This window comes from Paraburkholderia aromaticivorans, from assembly GCF_002278075.1.
Classification (GTDB): Bacteria; Pseudomonadota; Gammaproteobacteria; order Burkholderiales; family Burkholderiaceae; genus Paraburkholderia; species Paraburkholderia aromaticivorans.
On record NZ_CP022991.1, the window covers coordinates 548,998 to 574,440 of the forward strand.

Consider the following 25,443-nt stretch of genomic DNA (forward strand, 5'->3'; position numbering starts at 1 on the left):
GTCCGATTGTTATTTTAAGCGACTACATGACACTATTCATTCGTAAGTTATACAAACCAAATGTCCACGGTCCCGTGCGCCGGTCCACGATATAGCCGGATCACGGTGGTTTTTTTCACTGTGGCGACTCGAGACGTTGAGCAACGAGCCTTCACTTCACGCAGGAGAAGGGGAGGTCACACGCCGTTCATGCGAACATGGTAATGGCCGTTCCTATTCATGACTCGACTCGCCGCGTTGGCATCGCCCCCGTTTGGCCATAGCTGCCGCCTGTGAATGCCGGCATTCTTCGGCCTCTCGCGACTGAGACAACATCAACCGTCGGGCCTCAACAAGACGAGGCTGCTCCTGATACGGAATAGAATCCAGTAGCACATCTCGCGGATTACCAATGGCGCAATCGTCCCGATTGCATTCGGAGTGTCGAGCAGACGAACGAGTCGCAGGGCTCAGTCAGCAAGCGCTCCATCAGAATCGGCCATGAGAACACCGGGACGGTTTCCCACAGCGGCTTTGGGCGGATTTGCCATCTGTTATTCGCCGCGCAATGCTGGAGTGCGCGAGCTTCAGATCTGGGAGCAAAGCCCATTAGACACCATTCCGAAAAGCGAAATGAGTCCTTGCGAACAATGCGCTCAATTATTAGCGAACGCTTTCCTAGACTGTTGAGTGCCTGCATTTACATCAAATTCCAGTCCAATTCAGGAGGCACAAGTCATGAACAAGGCAACCAGTACATTAATCGCGGCTGTCGCCGCACTCACGCTGTCGGGCGGGGCTTATGCGCAAAGCAACAACACGCTGGCAACGCCGAGCGTAGTGTCGCCCGCCGCCGTATCGCCGGCCAATGCAACGAGCGGCTACGGCACGCCTGGCGCCACCAGTTCGGACAGTGGCATGAGCGCCGGGTCGGCGAACTCGGGCCTGCAGCAAACCACGAACACCAGCTCGGCGTCCAATTCCAGCGCCTACGGGGTCAACAACACGTTGGCAACCCCGAGCACAGCGTCGCCAGCCGGTAAATAACGGCGCTTAATAACGCACCGGGCGCCAAGCACAAAGCGCAGGCACAAAGCGAAGAAGCGCCCTCAGTCACCAGCCGTTGTAAGCAAGGCCGCTGTCCGCGAGGTCAGCGGCTTTTTGTTTCTCCCAAAGCTCTTCCTGACAGCGGTTCGCACCACACTGAATCCGGCTACTATGCGATAGAAAAGGCCGTCGGGCGCATGGTCTCCCACACTAGGAAATGGGCGGACCCGGAGCGCGGGTGTTGGCTTTTTGCAAGTCACACTATGCAACCCTGCCATACCTCACGACGTTGTAACGCCTTGCGGTCACCTTCCTTTCGTCAATAGCGCTAAAACGGCGGATTGCCGTTGACCAACTTTTCTCCTGGCGAGCACAGGGCTGGCGGTAACCCGCCGATGGGCTCACGTCTGTTGCAAAGCGGACGGTCGAAACACTCGCCGGACTGACTCAATTGGCTGGACTGAGCGCGACAACTGCCGGGTCCGATCGACCCGAGCCTACCGCTCGTGCGCCCTGCCGTTCAACATCGGACGTGGGGACGCCCGCTAAGACCGCAGACAGGGACGCCTCTTGCGCGATCGACACGGCGTCCGCGGCCTCGCAGGCGTTCTGAAGAATATGGAAATTGGAGGATGCTGACCCGGCGCTGAAGAAGATTGGCTTGCTCGTGACCGCCAACACGAAGAATATGAGCATGCTTGGTAGCATATATACAGTTAATCTGTACAGATTAGCTGTATATATGCTACTGTCGGCTCATGGTTAAACAATCACGCACGTCCGAAACTCCCAAGCTGGCCGCCCTGGCTGGTGAGCTGCGCATTTCCCTGGGCAAACTGATTCGACGGGTGCGAGAGCAAGCGCATCCGGGCGACTTCACATCTGCCCAGAAGTCCGTTCTACTGCGACTGGATCGTGACGGCCCCGCAACCGTCTCCGTTCTCGCCCGGGCAGAGAGCGTGCGCCCGCAGTCCATGCGCATCACGGTGGCCGGTCTGGAGGCGACGGGGGCCATCAGTGGCGAACCCGACCCGACCGATGGTCGGCAGACCCTGATCGCCTTGACCCCCGCTTTCCGCAAAACCCTCAAGGCGAGCCGGGCTGCCAAAGACGACTGGCTGGTCCGTGCCCTGCAGGCTCAACTGTCCCCTCAGGAACAAGACGAACTCGCGGCCGCTGTGCAACTACTGCAGCGACTCGCGGACTTCTGAGCCATCCCAGCCCCTTCAGGAAATGACATGGCGCTCACCACGCTCGATCCGAACACCGCACTCATCATCGTTGATCTGCAAAAAGGCATCGTCGGCTCCCCCTTCATTCATCCCATTGACGGGATCGTGAATCGCTCGCGCGCGCTGCTCGATGCGTTTCGCGAACGCGGCCTGCCGGTCGTTCTCGTCAATGTTGCCGGCGTAGCACCCGGCCGCACTGAACGGCAGCGCCACAGCGAACCGTTTCCGGCTGGGTGGACCGACTTCATCCCCGAGCTCGATCAGCAGCCCGGTGACATCGTTGTGACGAAGCGAACCTGGGGTGCGTTCGCCAGCACCGACCTCGAGAACCGGCTGAAGGCAATGGGCGTCACCCAGGTCGTCGTCACCGGTGTCGCCACCGGAACTGGCGTCGAGTCGACCGCACGCCAGGCGTATGAGCATGGCTTCAATGTCACCTTGGCCCTCGACGCCATGACTGACGCGCGTCCCGAGGCCCACGACTACAGCATCAAGAACGTCTTCCCGAAGCTGGGCGAAACTGGCACGGCTCAAGACATCATCGATCTACTGGCAACGAGGAGTGCCTAAGCATGGAATGGCTTCATCTCGTGTCCTGGTTCTTCGGCGGCGCCTTTCTCACGAACGCCGTGCCGCACTTCGTCAGCGGTGTGATGGGAAAACCGTTCCAAAGTCCATTCGCGACACCGTCGGGGCAAGGCCTGTCCTCATCGACCGTGAACGTACTCTGGGGCTTTCTCAATCTGGTCGTCGGCTACGTACTGCTCTGCCACGTGGGTGATTTCGACCTAAGGAACACGAGTGACGGCGTCGCGCTTGGGCTCGGCGTCCTCGCACTGAGCCTGCCCTCGGCACGACATTTCGGCCGTTTCCACGGCGGCAATACGCCGGGGCATTCGTGAGCGCTCCGGCAACGGGCGTCTTCCGTTCGCTGAAACACCTCATCGACGGCATTTGGGCGGGCGGCGTACTGGTTTGCAACGCGGGCACGTGGATGACCACGCACGGCTCAGGACTGGCTCGTGCTGACCCGACTTACCCATCACAATGACGGGCGGCCATTGCCGATCGAGGCTAAGGTTTGCACCCGCGCGTCGACACATACACCTATGGATTCCTCGCGCAGTGCCCTGAGCCGCGGACGGTGATCTGCCTGCGGACGGCGGCTCGGGCGCCCGGCTAGATGGGAACCCGGCGGTTCCGTATGCGGCCTTTACTTCCGCGCCTGCCAAACCGACTCGCTCCAGGTCGGCGCCGCTGTCCGGATGATGTCGAGCACATCTGGCGGGAGGTCGCCCGCTCCGGTGAGTTGGCGCACCTCCAGTACATCGTCCGCGCCGAGACCGGATGGCGCGCGCAATGCCCAGGAAATCGCCTCCTCAAGCGATCCAACTTCGATGATGTAAAAGCCACCGACCAGTTCCTTGGACTCGGCAAACGGGCCATCGACGATGTAGCGCTTCCCCTTGCTAACTGCAATTCGCGCTCCGGGCGCTGCTGGGTTCAAGCCTTCGGAAGCCACCAGGACGCCGGCCCGGTACATCTCTTCGTTGAACCTCATGTATGCCGTGAGAAGACCCTCGTCCAAACCGCCGCCGGCATCCGGCTCCGAATGGTCTTCGCTTGCCTGGGCCGTAATGATGAATCGCATTGTCGTTCTCCTGGGTTGAGTGGTGCTTCAGGACCACGACGAACGAAGGGTTGTCGAATCGACACGTTGCGGCCGATTTCGACGATTCGTACGGCAGCCCAGCATGCCGATGACGAATGCCTGCCCGCACGCGTCGTCGTGCGCTCACGCCAGGCGTCGAACCAACCCAAACGAAAGCACCCATTCGTCGACGTCGACTGCAGATGTTCGCAACCGCTGTCAGCGAATGAATGATGAAGTAGGCGGCGCCATCCGTAACAGCATCATTTAATAACGGTCACTCTGAGAACGCTGCGGACTCGCCACGCCTCACCAATCGGAGAACACGGTATCGATTTGAACCTCCCCCCAGCCCACCCTCGCGAAGCACTCCAAAAATTTTTGACCACAGTTGACAAACAAAAATATGGCGTTTTAGACTCAAGTCACTCCTTCGAGGCCCGACAAAGATGTCCGCCCGAGGACCCGGCACAGAAGCCCCCTGACGAACTCGCCGTTCGTCAGGGGGCTTTTTTTTTGCACGTTTTTTCCCTGTTCTAGCGCTCACGTCTGGCGCCCACCTCTGGAGAACCCGCATGTTGCTGAAGCCGTCGGGCTGGATGCGTCTCGCCCTTACCGCAGGACTCGCACTGACTTCGCTCGCATCGAGCGCCGCCGATCCCGTGAAGATCGGCTTGCTCGAAGACGCCTCGGGGAATTTCGCACTGGCCACGATTCCCAAGATTCACGCCACGGAACTCGCCGTCGACGAGATCAACGCGAAGGGCGGCATTCTCGGCCGCCCGGTGAAGCTGATCGCCTACGACACACAGTCGGACAACACCAAGTTTCAGGAATTGGCCCGGCGGCTCGTGCAGACCGACAAGCCGGATGTGATTTTCGGCGCGTTCTCCAGCGCATCGCGCGAAGCGATCCGCCCGATCATGGACCGCGCGCATCAACTCTACTGGTACGACAATCAGTATGAGGGCGGCGTCTGCGACTCGAACACCTTCGTTACCGGCGCGGTGCCCGAGCAGCAATTTTCGACGCTCATTCCGTGGATGATGCAGAAGTACGGCAAGAAGGTGTACACCATCGCGGCCGATTACAACTTCGGGCAGATTTCGGCGGAGTGGGTACGCAACATCGTCAAGGAGAACGGCGGCACGATGGTCGGCGAGGAATTCATTCCGCTGTCGGTATCGCAGTTCGGCCAGACCATTCAGAACATCCAGAAGGCGAAGCCCGACTTCGTCGTCACGCTGCTGGTCGGCGCGAATCAGTCTTCGTACTACGAGCAGCAGGCGTCGGCGCATCTGAATCTGCCGATGGCGAGTTCGGTGAACGTCGGTCAGGCCTATGAGCACAAGCGCTTCAAACCGCCTGCACTCAAGGACATGTACGTGACGGCGAACTACGTCGAAGAGGTCGATTCACCCGCCAGCAACGACTTCAAGAAGCGCTTCCACGCGAAGTTTCCGAATGAGCCGTACATCAACCAGGAAGCCGCGAACGCCTACGACGCCCTCTATCTTTACAAGGCCGCGGTCGAAAAAGCGAAGTCGACGAATCAGGACGCGGTGCGCAAAGCGCTCGAAAGCGGCGACATCTGCACGACCGGCGCGCAAGGCAAGGTCTGCATCGATCCAAAGAGCCATCACGCGAGTCACACGATTTATCTGGTGCACGTGAAGGAGGATCACTCGGTTGAGATTCCGAAGGTCTGGGACGACGTGCAGCCCTACTGGCTCGGCAAGGTCGGCTGCGATCTGCCGAACCGGCCGGATCATCGTCAGTACACGCCGTCGAACCTGCCCAAGAAGTCCTGATCCGAAGCCGGCGCGCGGGCAATGCAGCATGCTCACGCGCGCCGGCCTCCTGAACGTGGAGCACGCATGGCCACTCTATCGGTTCTCTATTCGCTCATCTATCAGTTCGGCGACAACTTCGCGTATCTGGTGCTCGCGGCGCTTGGTCTCGCGGTGATTTTCGGCATGATGGGTGTCATCAACCTCGCGCATGGCGAGTTCATCATGTGCGGCGCCTACGTGACCATCATCACGGCGAAGCACGGCGCGCCGCTGCCGCTCGCGATGCTGTTCGGCGCGCTCGCGGCGGCGCTCGCGGGCGTCATCATCGAACGGCTGGTGATTCGCCATCTCTATGACCGTCTGTTCGACTCCGTCGTGGCAACATGGGCAATCAGCCTGATCGTGCAACAGACCATGCTGCTCGTCGCCGGTCCGTCGATCGAAGGGATAGGCACACCGTTCGGCTCGTTTTCGCTCGGCGAGTATTCGTTCTCGACGTATCGCGCCGTGCTGCCCGGTATCGCGCTTGCAATCCTGTTCGGCCTCTACCTGCTGTTCTTCAAAACCAATTACGGCGTCTGCGCGCGCGCCACGATCCAGAACGCGAATATCGCGCAATGTCTCGGCCTGCGCACCGACCGGCTCTATACGCTGACCTTCGCGCTGGGCGCGGGGCTCGCGGGCCTCACCGGCGCGCTCTATGCGCCGACCATGACGGCGGTGCCGACAATGGGCAGCAACTTCATCGTGCAGGCCTTCGTCTCGGTAGTGGTCGGTGGTGCCAACGTGATCGCCGGCACGACACCGGCAGCCGGTGTGCTCGCGATCATCCAGACCGCGCTGACGGCGTCCTATGGGCAGCTGTTCGGACAGATCGGTCTGCTGGTGACCGTCATCGTCGTGATCCGGTTGATGCCGCAAGGTCTCGGCAATCTCTTCACCCGCTTGCGCTAGGAGGCAGACGTGAAGCAAATGAAAGGGCCTTCGACCCAAGCCGCAACGCGCGCGTTGCATACTGTGCCGTGGCTCGTGGCGCTATGTCTGCCGCTCGTGGTCGATGCGAACACCAGCGGCAATCTCGCCTACTGTCTGCTGTGGGCGTTCAGCGCGCTCGGGCTTGCCGCGATGTGGGGCTACGGCGGCATCCTGTCGTTCGGGCAGACCGCGTTCTTCGGGCTTTCGGGCTACACCTACGGTATCTTCACGCTCAACTATGGCGACACGTGGTTCGAGTCGTGGCTCGGGCTCGGCGCGGGCATCGTGGTGAGCATCGTCGTCGCGGCGCTGATCGGCTACATGATCTTCTATGGACGCATCAAGGGCGTGTTCATCGGCATCGTCACATTGTCGGTGACGCTCGTGCTCGAAACCTTCATGTCGCAGACAGCAGGGCCGCAGTGGGCGATCGGCGAGGCGCGGCTGAACGGCTACAACGGTATGGGCGGCATGCCGCAATTGACCATTCCGTGGCCGGGCGGGCCGCTCACGCTGGAGAACGTGAGCTTCTACTACCTCGTGCTGCTTCTGTTGATCGCGGTCTACGCGATCATGCGCAGGCTGCTCGACGGCACCTTCGGTTTGACCCTCATCGCTATCCGGGAGAATCCGCAGCGGGCGGAGATGCTAGGCGTCGACATCCGCCGTCATCAACTGATGGTGTTCGTGCTCGGCTGCACGCTGGGCGGATTGTCGGGTGCGTTGTACACGATCTGGGGCTCCTACATCACGCCGTCGACAATGGGCCTCACCGCTGCCGCGATGCCGGTGATCTGGGTCGCAACGTCGGGAAGAAAGAGCATCGGTGGAACGATCATCGGCACCGCTTTTCTCGTGTGGCTCTCGCAGAATCTCGCGGTGTACGGCAGCCAGTACGCGCTGATCCTGCTCGGTGCGATTCTGCTGATTGTCGTGCTGGCCGCGCCCGAAGGTTTGCTGCCGTTCGTCGCGCGGAATCTGCGGCGTCTGTCGAGCCGCACGGGCGGTGGTTCACGTCACGCCGGCGCATGTCTGAAGCGAGAGGAGGGCAAGTCATGACCACGCTGCTCGAAACGCGCGGGCTCAAGAAGCATTTTGGCGGCGCGCATGTGATCAACGGAATCGACTTCAGTATCGAGGCGAACGAGATTCGCTGCGTGATCGGGCCGAACGGCGCGGGCAAAAGCACGTTCTTCAAGCTCATCACGGGCGAGCATCGTCCTTCCGAAGGCAGCGTGCTGTTTCTCGGCAAGGACATGAGCCATGTGCTTCCGCACGAGCGCATCCGGATGGGCATGAGTATCAAGTTCCAGATCCCCGGCGTGTTTCCCGATCTGAGCGTGCGTCAGCATTTGCAACTGTCGCTGCATCGCGCGAAGGACGACCGGCCCGAAAGTCTCGACGAACTGCTGCGGCGCTTCATGCTGGAGAATGAAGGGCATGTGCTCGCACGCAACCTGTCGCACGGCAAGAAGCAATGGCTCGAAATCGCGATGGCCGTGTCGTTGCGCCCGAAGCTGCTGTTTCTCGATGAACCTGTGGCCGGCATGTCCGTGGAGGAGACGCATGCGACCGGCGAACTCATCAAGCGACTGTCGGCAGATGGACTCACGATGATGGTGGTCGAGCACGACATGACCTTTGTCAAGCAGATCGCCTCGCGCGTCACGGTGCTGCACGGCGGCAGTCTGCTCGCCGACGGGCCGCTCGACGAGATCCTCGCGCGCGACGACGTCGCGGAAGTCTATCTGGGGAAGAAGAAATGAGCGCGTTGCTGGAGGTGTCGAACGTTGAAGCGGGATATGGCGGCGGCCGCGTGCTCAACGGCGTGTCGTTCGGCGTCAGGCGCGGCGAGGTGCTGGCCCTGATCGGGCGCAACGGGGTCGGCAAGACGACGCTGATGCGCGCGCTGATTGGTCTTGTCAGGCTCGATGCCGGCGAAATCAGACTCGAAGGCAATGCGATCGGCCAGGACAAGCCGTACGCTCGGGCGCAGAGCGGCATGGGCTATGTGCCGCAGGGGCGCGAGATCTTCGGCGCGCTGACCGTTGCCGAGAATCTGCAGGTCGGCGCGCAGGCGAATCGGGCGCGCGCCGCGGACATGAAGGAGAAAGTCGTCGGCTATTTTCCGATTCTGAAGAAACGCTATACGCAGAAAGCGGGAACCATGAGCGGGGGAGAACAGCAGCAATTGGCGATTGCCCGCGCGCTGATCAGCGCGCCGAAGGTGCTGTTGCTCGACGAGCCTTCCGAAGGCATTCAACCGTCTATCGTCGATCTGATCGGCGACACGCTGCAGCATATCGCGCAGGACACGGGTATCGGCGTGGTGCTGGTCGAGCAGGATATGGGCATGGTCGAGCGTATCGCGAATCGCTGCTGTGTGATGGACAAGGGCCGTATCGTCGAGACATTGAGCCCCGAGCAACTCGGCGACGAACAACTGATTCGCCAGTATCTGGCACTGTGACGGAGAGCGGAACATGAAATGGCTTGAAGAATCGATCATGATGAAGCGCGGTGTCGGCGCCGATCGCGAGCCGGTGGAGCACCATCTCACCGAGGAGATGCAGAAGACCTATCACTACACGATCGGCCCTTATTCGCAGCCTGTTCTGCACGTCAAGCCGGGGGATCGCGTGGTGGTGGAAACGCGCGACGCCTTCGAAGGCAAGATCAGGGAGGAGACCGACAAACCGTCGCAGGTGCTGCAGGTGCCTTTTCTCAATCCGCAGAATGGGCCGATCATGATCGAAGGCGCCGAGAAGGGCGACGTGGTTGCGGTATATATCGAGAAGATGGCGCCGCGCGGCGACGATCCGCACGGCTTCTGCTGCATGATTCCGAACTTCGGCGGGCTGACCGGCACGGACTACACTGCGCTGCTCAACGAGCCGTTGCCTGAAATCGTACGCAAGATAAAGATCGACGAAGAGAACGTGTACTGGAGCAAACGCAATACGCTGCCGTACAAACCGCATATCGGCACGCTGAGCCTTTCTCCCGAAATCGATTCGATCAATTCGCTCACGCCCGACAATCACGGTGGCAATATGGACGTCCCTGACATGGGGCCGGGCAGCATCACGTATTTGCCGGTACGCTCGCCGGGCGGGCGGCTTTTCATCGGCGATGCGCACGCCTGTCAGGGCGACGGCGAAGTGTGCGGCACGGCCGTCGAGTATCAGAGCACGACGACCGTGCGCGTGGATCTTATCAAGAAGTGGCAGATCGACTGGCCGCGTCTGGAGAACGAAGACGCGCTGATGAGCATCGGCAGCGCGCGGCCGCTGGAGGACGCGACGCGCATCGCCTATCGCGAACTCGTGTTGTGGATGGCTGCCGAGTATGGCTTTGACAAGTGGGATGCGTACATGATGCTGAGTCAGGTCGGCAAGGTACGTCTCGGTAATTTTGTCGACCCGAAATATACGGTGGGCGCAATGGTCGCCAAGCACTACCTGAAGTAACGCATCATCAGAGAAAATCGAAGTAAGACGACCAAAGCGCGGAGCCTATGCTCCGCGCGCATCCGAGAGCACGTGAAGAAATGGCATTATCCGATCCCATCCGTGTGGGCCTGCTTAGCTCGACGACCGGTTCGACCGCGTTGCTCGAACAGTCTCAATGGCGCGGCGCATGCCTCGCCGTCGAGGAGATCAACGCGCGCGGCGGCATAGGCGGACGCGAACTCGTCGCGCTTCATTACGATCCCGGCTCCGATCCGGCCGCGTTTCGCGAGCTGGCGGAGCGGCTTATCGTGAGGGACGGCGTCAATACCATTTTCGGCGGCTATACGTCGACCAGCCGCAAGGCGATGCTGCCCGTCGTCGAGAAGCACAACCGGCTGCTGATCTACGCGCAGATGTACGAAGGCTTCGAGTATTCGGACAACATCATCTATAGCGGCGCGTCGCCTAACCAGAACGGTGTGCAACTCGCCGACTTCATGACGGAGACGTTCGGCGCGCGCGTGTACTTTGTCGGTTCGAGCTATGTCTATCCGTACGAATGCAACCGGACGATGCAGGAGCTACTGCTTCAGCATCCCGAAGGCGCGATCCTGGGTGAGCGCTATTTGTCGCTCGATGCCACGCGCGACCAGTTCGACCAGGTGGTCGCGGATATCGGGCGCAAGTCGCCGGACTGGATCTTCTGCACAGTGATCGGAGAGACGGTGCCCTATCTCTACGATGCCTACGCGCGCGCGGACTTCGATCCGGCCAGCATGCCGATCGGCAGCCTCAACACGTCCGAGACAGAGATTCACGCGATGGAACGCGGCGTCGCGACAGGGCATTTTACGGCCGCGCCTTATTTTCAGAGCATCGATACGCCGGAGAATCATCGCGCCGTGCGACATCATCAGGCGCGTTTCGGCGCGAACACGCCAACCGACATGAACTGGGAAGCCGCCTACTATCAAATGCATATGTTCGCGGAAGCGTTCGCGCGTGCCGGCTCGGATGAACTCGGCACCATCATGCCGCATCTGCTCGGCTCGGAGTTCACCGCGCCGCAAGGCCGGGTGCGCATCGATCCGGTCAATCACCACATGGCCCTCTATCCGCGCATTGGCCGCGTCAATGCCGACGGCCAGTTCACTATCCTGCGCGAGTCGAAGTTCGCCGTCGGCCCGGATCCCTACATGACGCGTCAGACGCTCGGGGACTGGGTCACGAAATTGAGCACGCGGGACTACTGACGTGAGCGCGCGCCCGGACAGAGGCCAACGGAGCCTCACGAGTTCGATCCTCGAGCGCAATGCGCGCGTGGTCGTTTTTCATCCCGACGACGACGACGGGGTGACGCTCACGAACCACCTTCGGCGCATGGGCTTTCAGGTCGAGCGATGCTGGCCGCCCGTGGAGACCCTGCCGGAGCGTGTCGACCTGGTGTTCCGTGCATTGCGGCCTGACGAGCGCGCGCCGAAGGGCGAATGGTCGGGACCGGATGCACCGCCCGTTATTTGCGTGGTCGCCTACGAGAATCCGACCTTTATCGATCAGGCGATCAAGCTCGGAGCGGACGGCATCGTGACGACGCCGGTGCGCGCATCGGGGTTGCTGTCCACCGTGGTGATGGCGCTGTATCACGCAAAGCGTTCGCGCCAGCACGCGCAGCGTATCGCCAAATTGGAACAAAAGCTGCTCGACAGCCGGCATTTGCAGGAAGCGAAAAAAATTCTGATGACCATGCATCGCGTGAGCGAACGCGAGGCGTACGACATGCTGCGTGCGCAGGCGATGGAGAAGCGCATAACTATCGACGATATCTGTCACTCCGTCATTCAGGCAGGCGAAGTGCTGCAGATTTCTCGCGGCATGACGTCAGGCGAGGGGCGCGATAAAGAGTGAGCGCGCCCTCGCTCGATCGATTAACGGACATGCAAACACCTGCACAGGAGCTTAGAACATGGATCTGCAACTGAAGGGTTTGAAGGCGATCGTGACCGGCGGCACCAAGGGCATCGGACTTGCCATTGCGCGGACGCTCGCAGCGGAAGGTGCGGAGGTCGCCATTTGCGCACGCGATCAGGCTGTCGTCGACGCGACCGTAAGCGCGCTCGCCGAACTGAGCGGCGCGCGAGCATCGGGCGCGGCAGTCGATGTATCGGATGGCGCCGCGCTGAAAGCGTGGGTCGAGCGTACCGCCTCGGCGTGGGGCGGCCTCGACATCATCGTGGCGAATGTGAGTGCGCTCGCGATCGGCAACGACATTCAATCGTGGCGCAAGGAATTCGAAACCGATCTGCTCGGCACCGTCAATCTCGTCGATGCGGCGATGCCGTATCTCGAAGCGAGCCGGGCCGCCTCGATCGTCGCGATATCGAGCGTCTCGGGACGCGAGATCGATTTCGCCGCGGGTCCTTATGGTGTGTTCAAGGCCGCGCTCGTTCATTACATACAGGGGCTCGCGAATCAGCTCGCGTCGAAGGGTATTCGCGCGAACACGGTGTCGCCGGGCAATGTGTATTTCGAGGGCGGCGTGTGGGACTGGATCGAGCATAACGATGCAGCACTATTCGAACGCGCACTCGCATTGAATCCGACTGGGCGCATGGGGCGCCCGCAGGAAATCGCTAACGCGGTGGCGTTCATCGCGAGTCCGGCGGCGAGCTTTGTGAGCGGCACGAACTTCGTCGTCGATGGAGCACTCACGCGCGGCGTGCAGCTCTGACACACGGTCAACTCAACAGGAGCATGGAATGGAACGAGGCAGTGCGATTGGTATCGATCTGGACGCCCTGACGGTCGAGGCCGTGCAGGCGGGTTTCAAGGCCGGCACGTTCACGGCCGAGCAACTGGCGCGCGCCTGTTTCGACAGGATCGAGCGCGACAACGGGAAGTACAACGCAGTGATCTTCCTGAACCCGGCGGCCATCGACGACGCGCGCAAGATCGACGAGCGGCGCGCTGCCGGCGAACCGCTGGGTCCGCTTGCAGGGGTGCCGGTCGTCATCAAGGATCCTATGGACATGGTCGGCTTTCCGACTACCGCAGGATGGGCGAAGTTGTACAGCAAGAAAGGCGGCGTCGACCTGATGCCCGAGCGTGATGCGCCGGTCGTCGCGAGGATGCGCCGCGCGGGTGCGATCCTGCTCGGCAAGACGAACGTGCCGATCCTGAGCCACACCGGCTCGCATGCGAACGATAGCTGGGCCGGCCCCACGATCAATGTAGTGATGCCCGATCGGGTGCCGGGCGGCAGCAGTGCGGGGACGGCATCGGCGGTTGCGTCGTGCATGGCTGTACTCGGTCTCGCGGAAGAGACCGGCGGATCGATTCAGAACCCCGCGTCGGCGCAGAACCTCGTCGGGATCAAACCGACTATCGGGCTGGTGCCGAATGCGGGCGTGGTGCCGCTGTCGGGTAACCGCGATGTGGTGGGGCCCATTGCACGAAACGTGAGGGACGCCGCGCTGTGCCTCGACGTGCTCGCGGGCTATTCGAGCGAAGACCCGAAGACGCTCGCGAGCGTCGGCCGGCAACCGGAAGGTGGTTATACCGCGGCGTTGGACTCGAAGGCGTTGAACGGCAAGCGCATCGGTCTGTATGGGCCGGGCTGGCGCAATCAGCCTTTGTCCGACGAAGCTGCTGTACTGTATGAGCGGGTCAAGGGCGAACTGGCTGGTCTGGGTGCGATTCTCGTTGACGATCCGTTCGCGGGCTCCGGGTTCGCCGAACTGAGGAAGCCGACGCCGCCGCTAGCGCATTTCGATGCGCGCGGTCTGGAATCGATTCCGTACGATCTGGAGAAGTATCTTCAGCGGCTCGGCAAGCATGCGTCGCTGAAGACCTTCGCGGAATTCGCTGCGGCGACGAAGGATGACGATCCTTTTGGGGCGCAGGGGATACTGCGCTATTTGCATAGTCTCGCGGATTTCACTGCCGCGCTGGCTGATCCGTCGGCGCCGCCGGAGATGTCTGAATTCGTCGAAGTGAAGGCGCGCTATCTGCGGATTTTCAATGCGGTGATGGATGCGCAACGGCTCGATGCACTGGTGTTTCCGCAGATGCGAGGCGAGCTTCCTGCGCTTCACGGTCAGGATGTCATTCAGGAGACGACGGTGGGCGAGATCAATATTGCGGGCTTGCCGGGGATTGCGGTGCCTGCGGGGTTCTATGCGTCTGGGGCGCCGTTTGGGCTGATTTTTGTGGGGAGGCAATGGGATGAGGGGGCGTTGTTAGGGTTTGCTTATTCTTACGAGGTGGGGGTGGGGGGTGACACCATAGGGCGGTTGTCTTGAGCGTGGGTGCCGGGCCGGTGGGCTCGGGTCACCGCTTTGAGAGCGGCCCGCTATTCCGCACGACTCTCGAATAAAGCCTTAACCACCGGCACAGCCGGGAACGCGTTTGGCCATCGAGTTAAGTACAGCAGGTGCGATACCGTTGCAGGCGCTTCGGTGGGGGTCAAACCGTCATCCACAGCTCGGCCGAGTCTATAGCTAATCTTGATGGCTATGTTTTTGCTGGTGGTGGGTAACACACAGTCCACAGCGCCTTCTCTGCATTACTAAAAGATCGACGGTGACCACCGCACCGTCGTGACATGCAGCCATGTTGCTGATGCATGCTTCGCTGGATTCTTCTTCACCACCAGGCGCCTGCGTCACAAGGCTTCATCGTCGTCAGGCCGGAGCACCCTCATTTATAGTATTGGGCACGCGTCGCGGCCGCTGCGGCCAACGCTTCGCGATAGGCTGACCTCTTCGCCTTTGTTTCTTCCGTCGCCGGCTTCCGGTCTTGACGTGAGAGATGGAACGTCTTTGATTCGACAAAAAGACGCAGACTGCCGCTCGATGCGGGTCCGAGATTGCGCTGAACCGGTGGCTTGTTCGGGTCGACCCAGAGAATCTGCTGCATCATGTCAGTACTCGGGTCGATCCAACTGATATACCCGCCAGGCAAGATCTCGCGCGGTTTTTTGATCGCGCCCGTGAAGCTGTAGCGCGCATCGGCGGTGACCTGCGGGTCGTAGAAGTGAGGGGTGATGAAATCGGACACCGATATTCCGTCGATCGTATAGGTGTAAGGATCGGCTTCGCACGGGTCACAGGCCTCGATCAGGTATTCGAAGCGGCCTGTGCCGTCCTGGATGCGGCCGTTCACGATCCCGATCGAGGTCGAGGTTTGGAGCCGGTTGCCGTTCGGGTCGATCAGCATTTCTATGATTTCATGGCTTGCGTCGACTGCCCATTCTTCACTGTTCGGGGTGACGATCACTTTCGCGTAGGGCTGGTTATGATGTGTCATATGAAAGCCTCCCTCGCCTGGCGGCAGGGACTTGACGAGCTGAACCGGCCACACGCCCTGCGGGATTTTTTTAGGGTCGGTGAGATACGAGACTGTCGCTTTCACCGACCAGTATTGCGGCAAGTCCCTCGTCACCTGGACGTTGATGGCCGCGGCCACCGCCGCCATCGTTTGTGAATCCACCTCGCCCGTCGCATCGACGAGTCCAACTTTTGTTGCCAACATAAGTGCCTCCTGTTCATCAACGTTACGACAAGCACACGGCGCCACGGCGGGATGCTCCCGCTGTGCGGCACGAACGAGTTGGATACCTCCAGCATGATGGGTTGGGGGTCTGTCTACGATATACCGCAGGCGAATACTCTCTGCGACGGTTGTCTCGCAGCGAGTCAGTGACGGATGGATTGCGTCATGCGGGCTGCCGCACGGCCAGTGCAGAAGGGTGCCGCACTCCTTTAAACAAGACGGCGCGGGCTGTGGATTTTGAATGGGACAGGTCGCGCTGTTTGGGGTGGCTGTCGAAGGCCATTCCCGTTTTGAACCCCGAGCGCGAAGGCCCGGAGAATCCTTCTTGCCGCGTCCTCCAGCCCACTGTATCGTTCAACGCAGTGCTGCCCGAAGGCGGCACATTGAGCGTACGATTGCCGTTGCCCGGCAAGTTCTCTTACGTCGCGCAGCTGCCCGCGTTTTTGCGGGAGTAGTTGTATTGGACGCTGCCGCTCGCCAGTAGATTTGACTGTGTTGTTTCATATTCCAGTCGCCGAGGGCGTCAGTGCTACCCGTCATGTACAGGCACTGCCCGGGCTGCGTCTTTGCGTTGACGCTGATCGTGACGCCGACATGCCCGGCGGTAAAGATCGGCCACGCGCGGCCGACACCGGGGCCGTCGACGTTGCTCCCGTCATTGTGCTCGCCGTAGCCGCCGTAGTTATAGCGGAGCCAGGTCTGATTGCCATTCTTGATAGTCGCCGCGAGGGTGGTGTGGTAGGCGGCGATCGTATCTGCGACGGTAGAGTCGTCGGCCCTTTCGCGCCCCTGCGCACCAGTTCAAGGTGCCGTCCCGAAAAAGGACTTTTGCGCCGGCCCGCGCATCGCCGGCAAGCCGCGACTGCCGAACGCCTTGCCGGCGGTCGTTGCATGAGCGGGGCTTATCAGCCGTGCGGAGACGGCCGTCGCCGCCGCACGAAAGACGGTACGGCGTTTCCTCGGGTGTCTCGCCTGGATTCACCGTTGCTTCGCGTGCCCGGTCGATCAATGACTCGCGCCCGAAGTCAGCCGATCGATCATGTTGCGAATCGCGCGCATCTGAACGCCTTGATGGTCGGCGAAGTGACTGCCCGTGTAGCCCCACCAGTCCCAGCATCCATTCGGGTTCAAACCGGGAATCGACAGCGCCTGCGGAAATAGCACGACGATCTGGTTGCTGTCCGCCCACTGCGTATAGCCCGCATGCCGAACGAACGTCGTGCCGAAGAGGAGACCGCCGCCCGGCGGCGAATCGATCGGCAAATAGTCCTGGCCCTGCTCGCACCCGTGCAGCGCGATGTGCAGACGGCAGGGCGCGCCGGCATCGCAGGCGCGCGGCACATAGAGCCAGCCGCTGCTGTCCATGCCCGTGGTCCACGTGAAACTCGAAGGACGGTCGGTTGGCAGATAGCGGTTCTGATCGAAGCGCAGATAGCGGCCTTTTTGCGCGGTTGTCGTTGCGGGTGGCGCGAGCGGGGCGGGACCATAGATCCAGCCGAGTATCGCCTTTGCGCCATCCACATTGCACTTGCCGATGAACGGCGACTCGGTCTTCGAGCATGCCACGCCGTAGTTGATGGTCGGCATGGTATGGCCCGCGTCGCTCAGTTCGATTGTCGACGCGCTTTGCGCCGGTACGCCGAGTGCCGAATAGTAGGCCTGCAACTGCGTGACCACCGGCCGTGGCACGGTGGTGTCGTCCGCGCCGGAGAGGGTGACGAGGCGCTGGCGCGCGATGTTAGCGGCATCGTCGATGAGGTGATTCGCCGACGATGTCTTCGTGAACGCTACGAGCGTCGGCAAGTCGGTGCTGGTCTGCGAGACCTGGCATAAGCTTGCAGGCTGGATGGTGCATGAGCACTTTGTTGTCGCGATCAGCACGTTGTTCTGTGAGCAGTAATAGGGGCCGGCCGCGACGACGCCTACGCCCTTGATGATGGACGAATACGCCACCGCCAGTTGCACCGCCATGAAACCGCCCGACGAAATTCCCGAGACCGACGTCTGGCTGATGTCGATGTTCAGCGCCGGTAGCGGCGGGTAAGTGACCGGGTCCGAGAAGCAGTTAACCGAAAATGCCCACAGCGTGACGGCACGGATAGACGGGATGACTTTCATCGGCTTGCCTCACGATGGGTTGCGTTGCTTGCAGAAGCATTGCGAAAAAATCCCAACTAATACGTGGACAACTCGAATGAATCCGGCGGCACTCAGGCGTGCGCCCGGAAGAATTGGCCGCGGATGATGAGTGGTTTAATGTTGAACGCGGCATGTCATAGTGCCGTTCTCCAGGAACGGCTCGCCACATGCCATGGTTCGAGCATCACTGTCGCAGCCGATAAAGTTATCTGATAAGGATAGCTACTGAGATCGTCAATTCGCAGAAATGCAAAAGGCAAGCAGTCCCGAGGTGATCTCGTCGATGATCTGCTTCATCTCCGGGTAGGGCGGATGAAACGGTGTAGGGTTTTTCGGGCTGCCCCACTCAATCGTGTAGGAGAAAACCTTTGCTCTTTTAGCGTCCGTGATGTGACGGCTGAAGGCGTAGTCGTCCGATGTGCCGGCTGTCGGGTAGAGGCTCATTGACTGTTCGGTCTTGTAGACTCTGCCACGCGACGCCTTGATCGCGTCACGCATCTCGTTTGCCAGTCCGACGGCAAGTTTCTTGTCCTCAGCCGCAATGTATTCACGATAAGCCTTATCGTCGGCAATGCCGCGCTTTCCGTCGTATGCAGGATTCTGAAAATTCATCTGCGGATCAGTGCTTTGATCGTTGTCGTCGCCCCAGTTGTAAAGAATGTCTTCGGAGTAGCTATGTAGGTCGACGAAATAGCGAATATGCGGAAACGTGTCGAACATCCACACGACATTTTTTGTCTCTGGCTCTGAAGCTGCCGCTGGACCGATGTACACATCGTGATCGCACGGATCGGTGGAGTTCTGAACGGGAGAGTTCGCATCGAAGTATTTCGGGAAATTCCACAGAAAATCGTAATTCCGGTTGACGTCCACCCCGACGCATTGCGATTGAGTATGCCCAGCCGGCGCCGGCCGACGGTTCTTGCGCCACATCGGTTCTGTCGTCATGCTGTAGTGCCGTCCGTCCGGATTGGCTTGCGGAAAGACGTAAATATCCTTCGTATCCACGATGGATTTGATCTGTGCAGCGGTAAAAGTTCTATTGCCAATGGTGATATCCGTGTTGGCCCGATATGCGTTGGTTAGCTGTTGTATGAAGTTGATGAGAATGTCCGGGCTGCCCCACTCGCGCGCGTGAACGCCTCCAAGGAGATAGATTCCGGTGCGCCCCGGGCCACTTCCATTGCCAATTTTGAGTGCGTGACAGGCGCGTTGCTCCCATGTCTCGTTCGGCAACCTGATCAACGTAGTGAACCGGTCGTTTGGAGCAGCGGCTTCGGTGGCGAGCGCCGCTTCGACGTGAGACACGTCGAGGTATCCGGTGGCCGTTGCGACCGATAAGGCGGCTCCTGCGTTGTCGCGCATCTCCCGCTGTCGCGCTTTGCCCTCAGCTTCAGCATCCTCAAGATGCTCCACCGTGTAGCCGGCTGCCTCAAGCGCTTGAATTTGTGCGTCGCTCGCGTGCGCATCGACCCGGTACCCGTCGCGTACTTTCTCCACCGTGTGACGGGCGACCGTGACTTTGTACTTTTTGACCAGGTCGGCCATGGCGGCATAATCGCTGCCGGTAATTCTCGTATGATGAATCGACATGTCCATTCTCCACCGGAGTTCACTGCCTACGCCATGAAAGACGGGTAGAGCGGCAGCCATTTCAAACCTGAAAGGCTGGCCGTCGTCCGGGACTCGCCAGTGGCTGATGGAGCTGATAGAAAACGTTGGGTCTTCGGCAGGGCCAGTGTTGAACCCCGCCACTGATGAGACGTCCGCGCAGCATCGGGTCCTTGGATCTTGATGGTACGGGCGCGGGGAGTGAACTGGGTGCGCATGGCGCCATCAGGCTGCCTCACCGGTCAGGACCGCGGAATGTCGCCGCGAGACGGGATCAGGTATACCTGCCTGGGGCTGCTGCACCGAATGAAGAGTCAGCGCCGAGAGCGCATGGTAAAGTTCGAAAATACCTCCCGCCCGTGGACGTGTGTCAATCGCTCAGATAAACCAGACTTGAAGCTTTGACATTCCAGACTGCCCGCTTGCCTCTCACGCTGCAACGCTGGCGAGTAACCACTTCAGAAGCGGCTTCAACTTTTCTCGATATTCATTGCGCGGCGGATGCACGAGGTAGTATCCGGCGCCGGTCTCTACGGCAGTCTCCCCGTTTTTAACGGGGCTCAGAAGTAGAGGTCATGCCGCGATGGGCAACTTCTGTTTCGGCGGCACGCCGCCAATGGCGGTGTTCGGCCGCTCGTGATTGTATGACCACAGCCACTTCGTTGCATACTCCTGAACTTCGCTCACCGTCTCGAAGAGGTAATGGGCGAGCCAGTCGTATCGAACCGTTTTGTTGTAACGCTCAATATACGCGTTCTGTTGCGGCTTGCCGGGCTGGATAAACTGCAGAACGATGCAGTGTCGAACGGCCCAGTCCCTGAGCGCATCACTGACATATTCCGGCCCGTTGTCGCAACGGATCTTCGACGGTTTGCCGCGCCATTCGATGACCTGATCGAGGGAGCGTATTACGCGTAGTGCCGGCAATGAGAAGTCCACCTCGATGCACAGGCCTTCCCGGTTGAAGTCGTCGATCACGTTGAACAGTCGGATGCTACGGCCATCGGCAAGCTGGTCGTGCATGAAATCCATTGACCAACACTCGTTCAGTGCCTGCGGCACAGCCAGCGGTTCAGGCTGCTCACGCACCAGCCGTTTGCGCGGCTTGATCCGCAGATTCAGTTCGAGCTCGCGATAGATGCGATAAACACGTTTGTGATTCCAGGCGAAGCCCTTGACGTTGCGCAGGTAAAGGAAGCACAGGCCAAAGCCCCAGTTGCGCTGATTGTGGGTGAGTTTCACAAGCCACTCGGCGATCACGCTGTTTTCTGCGCGGCGCTTCGGCTCGTAGCGGTAGCAAGTCTCGCTTACACCAAACGCTTCACAGGCCGCCCGTACACTCATCGCCCGGTCCCTGACTGCACGCATGGCCATCTCGCGGCGGCGAGATGGCCTCACCACTTTTTTTCAAGCGCCTCGCGCACCACCTCGGCCTTGAGTCGCTCTTCGGCGTACATCTTCTTGAGCCTGGCGTTTTCCGTCTCAAGCTCCTTCATCCGGCTCATCAGCGCAGCGTCCATACCGCCGTATTTCGAGCGCCATTTGTAGAAGCTCGCGCTGCTCATCCCGTGCTCACGGCACAACTCCGGAACGGCTGTTCCGGCTTCGGCCTGCTTCAAAATCCCGATGATCTGGCTTTCCGTGAATCTGGACGTCTTCATGCAAAATTCCCTGTCGATCCCGCTGCTAGAAAATTCTACCTTGAACACCCGTTAATTCTCGGGGGGACTACCCTCTCTTTTCACAATCAAGGTCTGCGTTGTGGATCTACTGTTTGCGGCTTCGCTTGAGTGGTCACTGGCCTTGCAGGGTCGGAATGCAGCGCCTTGCCGTCGAGACGCACGATGGCGGTGCGCGCACTGCACAGCCGTGCATCCGGCGCAGCTTGGGCGAATGTTCCCACTGCCTCTTTGCGCCGAGCACGACCCGATCCACGCCCTGTCCTGCGCGACGTCACCCGTCGCGTAGGAGAGGACGAACACCTGGCACCGAACGGTCCCGAAGAAACGGCCGTCAGGCGCTCTTATTCGCAGCGGCCGGAAACGGCAGGCTGTGCGGCCGTTTGCCGGTGGCCGCGAAGATCGCGTTCGCCACCGCCGGCCCGACTGGCGCGACACCCGGCTCGCCGACGCCGGTGGGCGCTTCGCCCGACTGCACGATGTGCACGTCGACCTTCGGCATTTCAGCAATCCGCAACACCTGGTAGGCGTCGAAGTTGTTCTGCTCGACCTTGCCGTCCTTTAGCGTGATTGCGCTGTGCAACGCCGCGCCAAGGCCGAAACCGATACCGCCTTCCATCTGTGCGGCGATGACGTCGGGATTGATCGGCGTGCCGCAATCCACCGCACAGACGACGCGTTCCACTTTCACGTTGCCGTCCTTGTCGACGGAGACTTCCGCGACCTGCGCGACGAAAGTCTTGAACGCTTCGGCCACCGCGATGCCACGCCCGCGGCCTTTGGGCAACGGTTTGGCCGGGTCCCAGCCGGCTTTCTGCGCGGCGAGTTCGAGCACGGCCCGCATGCGCGGTTCGTGCTCGAGCAGATCGCGGCGGAAAACGAACGGGTCCTTGCCGGCGGCGTGCGCGGCTTCGTCGATGAACGCCTCGACCGCGAATGACGTATGCGAGCTGCCGACCACCCGCCACCACAGCACCGGCACACCTGTCTGTGTGGTGGTCAGTTCGACCGAGATGTTCGGGATCGCGTAGGCCACGTTAGCGGCCCCCTCGACGGACGTCGCGTCGATCCCATTCTTGATCATGACGCTCGCGAATGGCGTGCCGGCGAGGATCGACTGGCCAACAATCCGGTGCCGCCAGCCGACGAGCTTGCCGTCCGCAGTCAGGCCCGCGTCGAGCTTGTGGAAGCACATCGGCCGGTAGAGACCGCCGTGGATGTCGTCTTCGCGGGTCCACTGCAGCTTGACAGGCGTGCCGTTCGCGCCCAGCGCCTTTGCGATCGATACGGCCTCGACGATATAGTCCGACCACGCGTTTGCGCGCCTCCCGAAGCTGCCGCCCGCATACAGCGTGTGGATCTTCACCTGCTGCGGATCGAGTCCGGCTGTGCGCGCGGCGTTGCCCTGATCGACCGTCTGGAACTGGTCGCCGGCCCAGATCTCGCAACTGTCGGCAGTGAGCTTGACGACAGCGTCGAGCGGCTCCATCGGCGCGTGAGCGAGATACGGGAACGAGTAGGTGGCGGAGACCTTCTTCGCTGCGCCCGCGAGCGCACGCGTCGCATCGCCGTCCTTGCGGGCGGATGCGCCGGGTTGCTCGGCGAGCTGCCGGTATTCGGCCATGATCGCGTCCGAGCTGCGCTTCTCGGCCTTCGAATCGTCCCATTCGATCTTCAGCGCGTCGCGGCCCTGCTTCGCAGCCCAGAAGCCCTTCGCGACCACCGCGACGCCGCCCGGCACCTGCACGACCGAGACGACGCCCGGCACCGCTTTCGCAGCCGACGCGTCGAACGACTTGACCGTCGCGCCGAAGAGCGGCGGACGCTGCAGCAGCGCGACGAGCATGCCGGGAAACGTCACGTCGAGCGTGAACTGCGCGGAGCCATCGGTTTTCGGAGGCACGTCGACGCGCGGCACCTGATGGCCGATCAAACGAAAATCCTTCGGCGACTTGAGCGCGACCTTGTCCGGCACCGGTAACCGGGCCGCGGCCGACGCGAGCGAGCCGTAGGTCGCGGTCCGGTTCGTGGCTGCGTGGTGGACGCTGCCGTCGCGCGTCGTCAGGTCGCTTGCGGGCACCTGCCACTGCGTCGCGGCGGCGGAGACCAGCATCGCACGCGCTTTCGCGCCGGCTTCGCGCAGTTGCATCCACGAGTTGGCCATCGCCGAACTGCCGCCCGTACCCTGCATGCCAAACGCGAGATTGGCGTAGCGCTTCGCGTCGGCAGGTGCGCTTTCGACACGTACGTCCTGCCAGTTCGCATCCAGCTCTTCGGCGACGATCGTCGCGATACCGGTGTACGCGCCCTGGCCCATCTCGACGTGCTTCGCGATGACCGTCACGCTGTTGTCCGGCGCGACGCGCAGGAACGCGTTGGGTGCGAACGCCGCCTCAGGCGTCGTGGCGGCGAACGCGCGGCGGCCCGTGCCCACCCACTCGAAGCCGATGGCGAGGCCGACTGCCGCGACTGCGCCGGCTGCTTTCAGAAAGGAACGGCGGGACGGGCGTACCGCCTCCGTGAGGTCAAGGTCGGTCGTCATGGTCAGGCCTTCAGGGTGGCAGCGGCTTCGTGAATGGCCGCACGGATGCGCGCATAGGTGGCGCAGCGGCACAGATTGCCGTTCATCGCGGCGTCGATATCGGCGTCCGTCGGCGTGGCGTTGCGTTCGAGCAGAGCCGTCGCGGACATGATCTGTCCAGACTGACAGTATCCGCACTGCGGCACCTGCAGCTTGACCCATGCGGTCTGGATGGCTTTCGCGGGCCGGCTTTCAATGCCTTCGATGGTCGTGATGCGCTTACCCGCGACGGCCGCGAGCGGCAGCACGCACGAACGGGTGGCTTCGCCGTCCAGATGAACCGTGCAGGCGCCACATTGCGCCATGCCGCAGCCGAACTTGGTGCCGTGCAGGCCGGCGTTCTCGCGGATGGCCCAGAGGAGCGGTGTGGTGGGATCGGCATCGAGCGTAACGTTCTTGCCGTTGAGGACAAACGATGTAGACATGAAACCTCTCCGTGGGGAAAGCCCGGACTTGGCGCCGGGTGTACGCGGCAGTGTGACGGACCGCGCGGCGTTGCGCTTGCACAATCCTGCAAAAATATTGAACAATCCTGCAAATCGAGCCGGTGGGCGGTGGCTGCCCGGTAGCGGTTGGGTATGCTCGATTCCGTCAATGGAGTTCAGTGCACATGGAAGAGAATTTTCCCCGGTTCAATCCGTCGGCATCGCGCGAAGCGGCACGCCGCGAACTCGCCGCGCTCGTCAGTCGCTTCGCGCCAGTGGACGGCGCGCATCAGACGGCAATTCCTTCGCTGACCTTCTATCGATACTCCGCGCCAGCGGATCTCGGCTGCGGTGTGGCGAACTCCGCATTCGTATTTGCGGCGCAAGGCGCCAAGCGGGTCGTGGTCGCGGGGCAGGCTTACGACTACGATCATCTGCATTGCCTGGTGACGTCCGTCGATTTGCCGATGACGTCGCAGGTCACGCGGGCGTCGTCCGACGCGCCTTATCTGTGCGTGAAGCTCACGCTTGATTTGCAGTGCATCGCCGAACTCGCGACGCAACTGCATCTGCCCGAGCCGGGTGCCGTATCGGTGGGCGAAGGCATCACCGTGGGTTTGCTGTCGGCGCCGGTGTTCGATGCGACGTTGCGGCTCGTGCGTTTGCTCGATACTCCGGGTGACATCCCTGTTGTCGCGCCACTCATCGAGAAGGAATTGGTCTACCGGCTCATGACAAGCGAGCAGGGCAAGCGGCTGCGGCACATCGCCGTGAACGGGAGCCCGACGTACCGGATCGCGCGGGCGATAGAGTGGATCCAGAATCACTACACCGAGGTTTTGCGGGTAGAGATCCTGGCGCAGCAGGTGAACATGAGCGTGTCTTCGCTCCACCATCACTTCAAGAACGTCACGACGCTGAGTCCGGTGCAGTATCAGAAGCAACTGCGGTTGCACGAGGCCCGGAGATTATTGCTCGGACAGAACGGGGATGTCGGGTCCGTGGCAATCAGGGTTGGGTATGACAGTCCTTCGCAGTTCAGCCGCGAATATAGCCGGCTGTTCGGGGCGCCTCCACTTCGTGATGTAGTGCAGTTGCGGCGCCGGAACGGCGTGGGGTATGGAGAGTAGGACGGCGCTTTGATGAAGTTAATGACCGGGTGATGCAGCCTGGCAACCCGGCGGACGATCACGCGCTCTGAACCACCAGGAAGCGGAAATGGTGGCGTTATCAGGACGCGATGTCGCGCACGCTTTTTCCGATACGACGCCGGTCCGTGCGTCACAGACGTCCGCAACGAATTTTGCCAAGTTCGGGAACAGCTTTCTG

General features: G+C 61.1%; 24 protein-coding genes and 1 pseudogene. 16 read left to right on the forward strand and 9 right to left on the reverse strand.

The window, feature by feature from the left end:
- Positions 1-314: 314 nt before the first annotated feature.
- Positions 315-446, reverse strand: a complete 132-nt coding sequence (locus tag CJU94_RS42450; protein ID WP_341868385.1) for an AraC family transcriptional regulator N-terminal domain-containing protein — start codon at positions 444-446, stop codon at positions 315-317.
- A 271-nt stretch (positions 447-717) separates the two neighbouring features.
- On the opposite strand from CJU94_RS42450, the gene CJU94_RS35535 reads away from it, so the two are divergent.
- From CJU94_RS35535 to CJU94_RS42060, 5 genes and pseudogenes are all read left to right on the forward strand, one after another.
- The gene (locus CJU94_RS35535; RefSeq protein WP_095423310.1) at positions 718-1,026 is read left to right on the forward strand and encodes a hypothetical protein; all 309 of its coding nucleotides are present in this window, start codon (positions 718-720) and stop codon (positions 1,024-1,026) included.
- Between the two features lie 758 nt (positions 1,027-1,784).
- Positions 1,785-2,237, forward strand: coding sequence for a MarR family winged helix-turn-helix transcriptional regulator (locus tag CJU94_RS35545; protein WP_095423312.1), 453 nt, complete (start codon positions 1,785-1,787; stop codon positions 2,235-2,237).
- 27 nt (positions 2,238-2,264) lie between these two features.
- Positions 2,265-2,828 carry an isochorismatase family protein gene (locus CJU94_RS35550; RefSeq protein WP_095423313.1) on the forward strand — a complete coding sequence of 188 codons (564 nt, stop codon included), beginning with the start codon at positions 2,265-2,267 and terminating at the stop codon, positions 2,826-2,828.
- Between the two features lie 2 nt (positions 2,829-2,830).
- Positions 2,831-3,160 (forward strand): hypothetical protein, encoded by a 330-nt coding sequence (locus tag CJU94_RS35555; protein ID WP_095423314.1) that lies wholly within the window; start codon positions 2,831-2,833, stop codon positions 3,158-3,160.
- A pseudogene (locus CJU94_RS42060) lies at positions 3,157-3,307 on the forward strand (MFS transporter); the annotation flags it as partial. The gene CJU94_RS35555 and the pseudogene CJU94_RS42060, both read left to right, overlap by 4 nt.
- Before the next feature lie 164 nt (positions 3,308-3,471).
- Here the strand turns inward: CJU94_RS42060 and CJU94_RS35560 are convergent.
- Positions 3,472-3,909, reverse strand: a complete 438-nt coding sequence (locus tag CJU94_RS35560; protein ID WP_095423315.1) for a YciI family protein — start codon at positions 3,907-3,909, stop codon at positions 3,472-3,474.
- Between the two features lie 575 nt (positions 3,910-4,484).
- Between CJU94_RS35560 and CJU94_RS35565 the strand changes: the two genes are divergently transcribed.
- From CJU94_RS35565 to CJU94_RS35610, 10 genes are all read left to right on the forward strand, one after another.
- Positions 4,485-5,720, forward strand: a complete 1,236-nt coding sequence (locus CJU94_RS35565; protein WP_095423316.1) for an urea ABC transporter substrate-binding protein — start codon at positions 4,485-4,487, stop codon at positions 5,718-5,720.
- A gap of 66 nt (positions 5,721-5,786) precedes the next feature.
- Positions 5,787-6,656: an ABC transporter permease subunit gene (locus tag CJU94_RS35570; protein ID WP_095423317.1), complete on the forward strand. Its 870-nt coding sequence runs from the start codon at positions 5,787-5,789 to the stop codon at positions 6,654-6,656.
- 18 nt (positions 6,657-6,674) lie between these two features.
- On the forward strand, positions 6,675-7,736 hold the full coding sequence (locus tag CJU94_RS35575; protein ID WP_095423430.1) for an ABC transporter permease subunit: 1,062 nt from the start codon (positions 6,675-6,677) through the stop codon (positions 7,734-7,736).
- Positions 7,733-8,443, forward strand: coding sequence for an ABC transporter ATP-binding protein (locus CJU94_RS35580; protein WP_095423318.1), 711 nt, complete (start codon positions 7,733-7,735; stop codon positions 8,441-8,443). Before CJU94_RS35575 ends, CJU94_RS35580 begins: the two co-directional genes overlap by 4 nt.
- A complete protein-coding gene (locus CJU94_RS35585; RefSeq protein ID WP_095423319.1) occupies positions 8,440-9,147 on the forward strand; it encodes an ABC transporter ATP-binding protein in 708 nt (235 codons plus the stop codon). The genes CJU94_RS35580 and CJU94_RS35585 overlap by 4 nt, the downstream gene beginning before the upstream one ends.
- Positions 9,148-9,160: 13 nt before the next feature.
- Positions 9,161-10,147 (forward strand): acetamidase/formamidase family protein, encoded by a 987-nt coding sequence (locus CJU94_RS35590; RefSeq protein ID WP_007176236.1) that lies wholly within the window; start codon positions 9,161-9,163, stop codon positions 10,145-10,147.
- A gap of 80 nt (positions 10,148-10,227) precedes the next feature.
- Positions 10,228-11,382 carry a transporter substrate-binding domain-containing protein gene (locus CJU94_RS35595; protein ID WP_095423431.1) on the forward strand — a complete coding sequence of 385 codons (1,155 nt, stop codon included), beginning with the start codon at positions 10,228-10,230 and terminating at the stop codon, positions 11,380-11,382.
- 1 nt (position 11,383) lies between these two features.
- Entirely contained in the window at positions 11,384-12,034 is a 651-nt protein-coding gene (locus CJU94_RS35600; protein ID WP_095423320.1) for an ANTAR domain-containing response regulator, read from the forward strand.
- 58 nt (positions 12,035-12,092) lie between these two features.
- Positions 12,093-12,857, forward strand: a complete 765-nt coding sequence (locus CJU94_RS35605) for an SDR family NAD(P)-dependent oxidoreductase (RefSeq protein WP_095423321.1) — start codon at positions 12,093-12,095, stop codon at positions 12,855-12,857.
- Between the two features lie 28 nt (positions 12,858-12,885).
- Positions 12,886-14,427, forward strand: coding sequence for an amidase (locus tag CJU94_RS35610; RefSeq protein ID WP_095423322.1), 1,542 nt, complete (start codon positions 12,886-12,888; stop codon positions 14,425-14,427).
- Between the two features lie 397 nt (positions 14,428-14,824).
- On the opposite strand, the gene CJU94_RS35615 is transcribed toward CJU94_RS35610, so the two are convergent.
- The 7 genes from CJU94_RS35615 to CJU94_RS35645 all read right to left on the reverse strand — a co-directional run bounded on the left by CJU94_RS35615 (position 14,825) and on the right by CJU94_RS35645 (position 24,114).
- Positions 14,825-15,658, reverse strand: a complete 834-nt coding sequence (locus CJU94_RS35615; RefSeq protein WP_095423323.1) for a hypothetical protein — start codon at positions 15,656-15,658, stop codon at positions 14,825-14,827.
- Positions 15,659-16,033: 375 nt separating this feature from the next.
- Positions 16,034-16,219, reverse strand: a complete 186-nt coding sequence (locus CJU94_RS42645; protein ID WP_425272240.1) for a hypothetical protein — start codon at positions 16,217-16,219, stop codon at positions 16,034-16,036.
- A gap of 465 nt (positions 16,220-16,684) precedes the next feature.
- The gene (locus tag CJU94_RS35625) at positions 16,685-17,797 is read right to left on the reverse strand and encodes an extracellular catalytic domain type 2 short-chain-length polyhydroxyalkanoate depolymerase (protein ID WP_244221121.1); all 1,113 of its coding nucleotides are present in this window, start codon (positions 17,795-17,797) and stop codon (positions 16,685-16,687) included.
- A gap of 255 nt (positions 17,798-18,052) precedes the next feature.
- Entirely contained in the window at positions 18,053-19,411 is a 1,359-nt protein-coding gene (locus tag CJU94_RS35630; protein ID WP_095423433.1) for a M14 family metallopeptidase, read from the reverse strand.
- Between the two features lie 591 nt (positions 19,412-20,002).
- A protein-coding gene (locus tag CJU94_RS35635; protein WP_095423325.1) for an IS3 family transposase occupies positions 20,003-21,090 on the reverse strand; the annotation gives its coding sequence in 2 pieces (ribosomal slippage) (positions 20,003-20,838 and positions 20,838-21,090; 1,089 coding nt in all).
- Positions 21,091-21,442: 352 nt separating this feature from the next.
- Positions 21,443-23,650, reverse strand: coding sequence for a xanthine dehydrogenase family protein molybdopterin-binding subunit (locus tag CJU94_RS35640; RefSeq protein WP_095423326.1), 2,208 nt, complete (start codon positions 23,648-23,650; stop codon positions 21,443-21,445).
- 2 nt (positions 23,651-23,652) lie between these two features.
- Complete coding sequence (locus CJU94_RS35645) at positions 23,653-24,114, reverse strand: (2Fe-2S)-binding protein (protein WP_095423327.1); 462 nt, start codon at positions 24,112-24,114, stop codon at positions 23,653-23,655.
- Between the two features lie 185 nt (positions 24,115-24,299).
- On the opposite strand from CJU94_RS35645, the gene CJU94_RS35650 reads away from it, so the two are divergent.
- Positions 24,300-25,244 carry an AraC family transcriptional regulator gene (locus CJU94_RS35650; RefSeq protein WP_095423328.1) on the forward strand — a complete coding sequence of 315 codons (945 nt, stop codon included), beginning with the start codon at positions 24,300-24,302 and terminating at the stop codon, positions 25,242-25,244.
- Positions 25,245-25,443 lie beyond the last annotated feature (199 nt).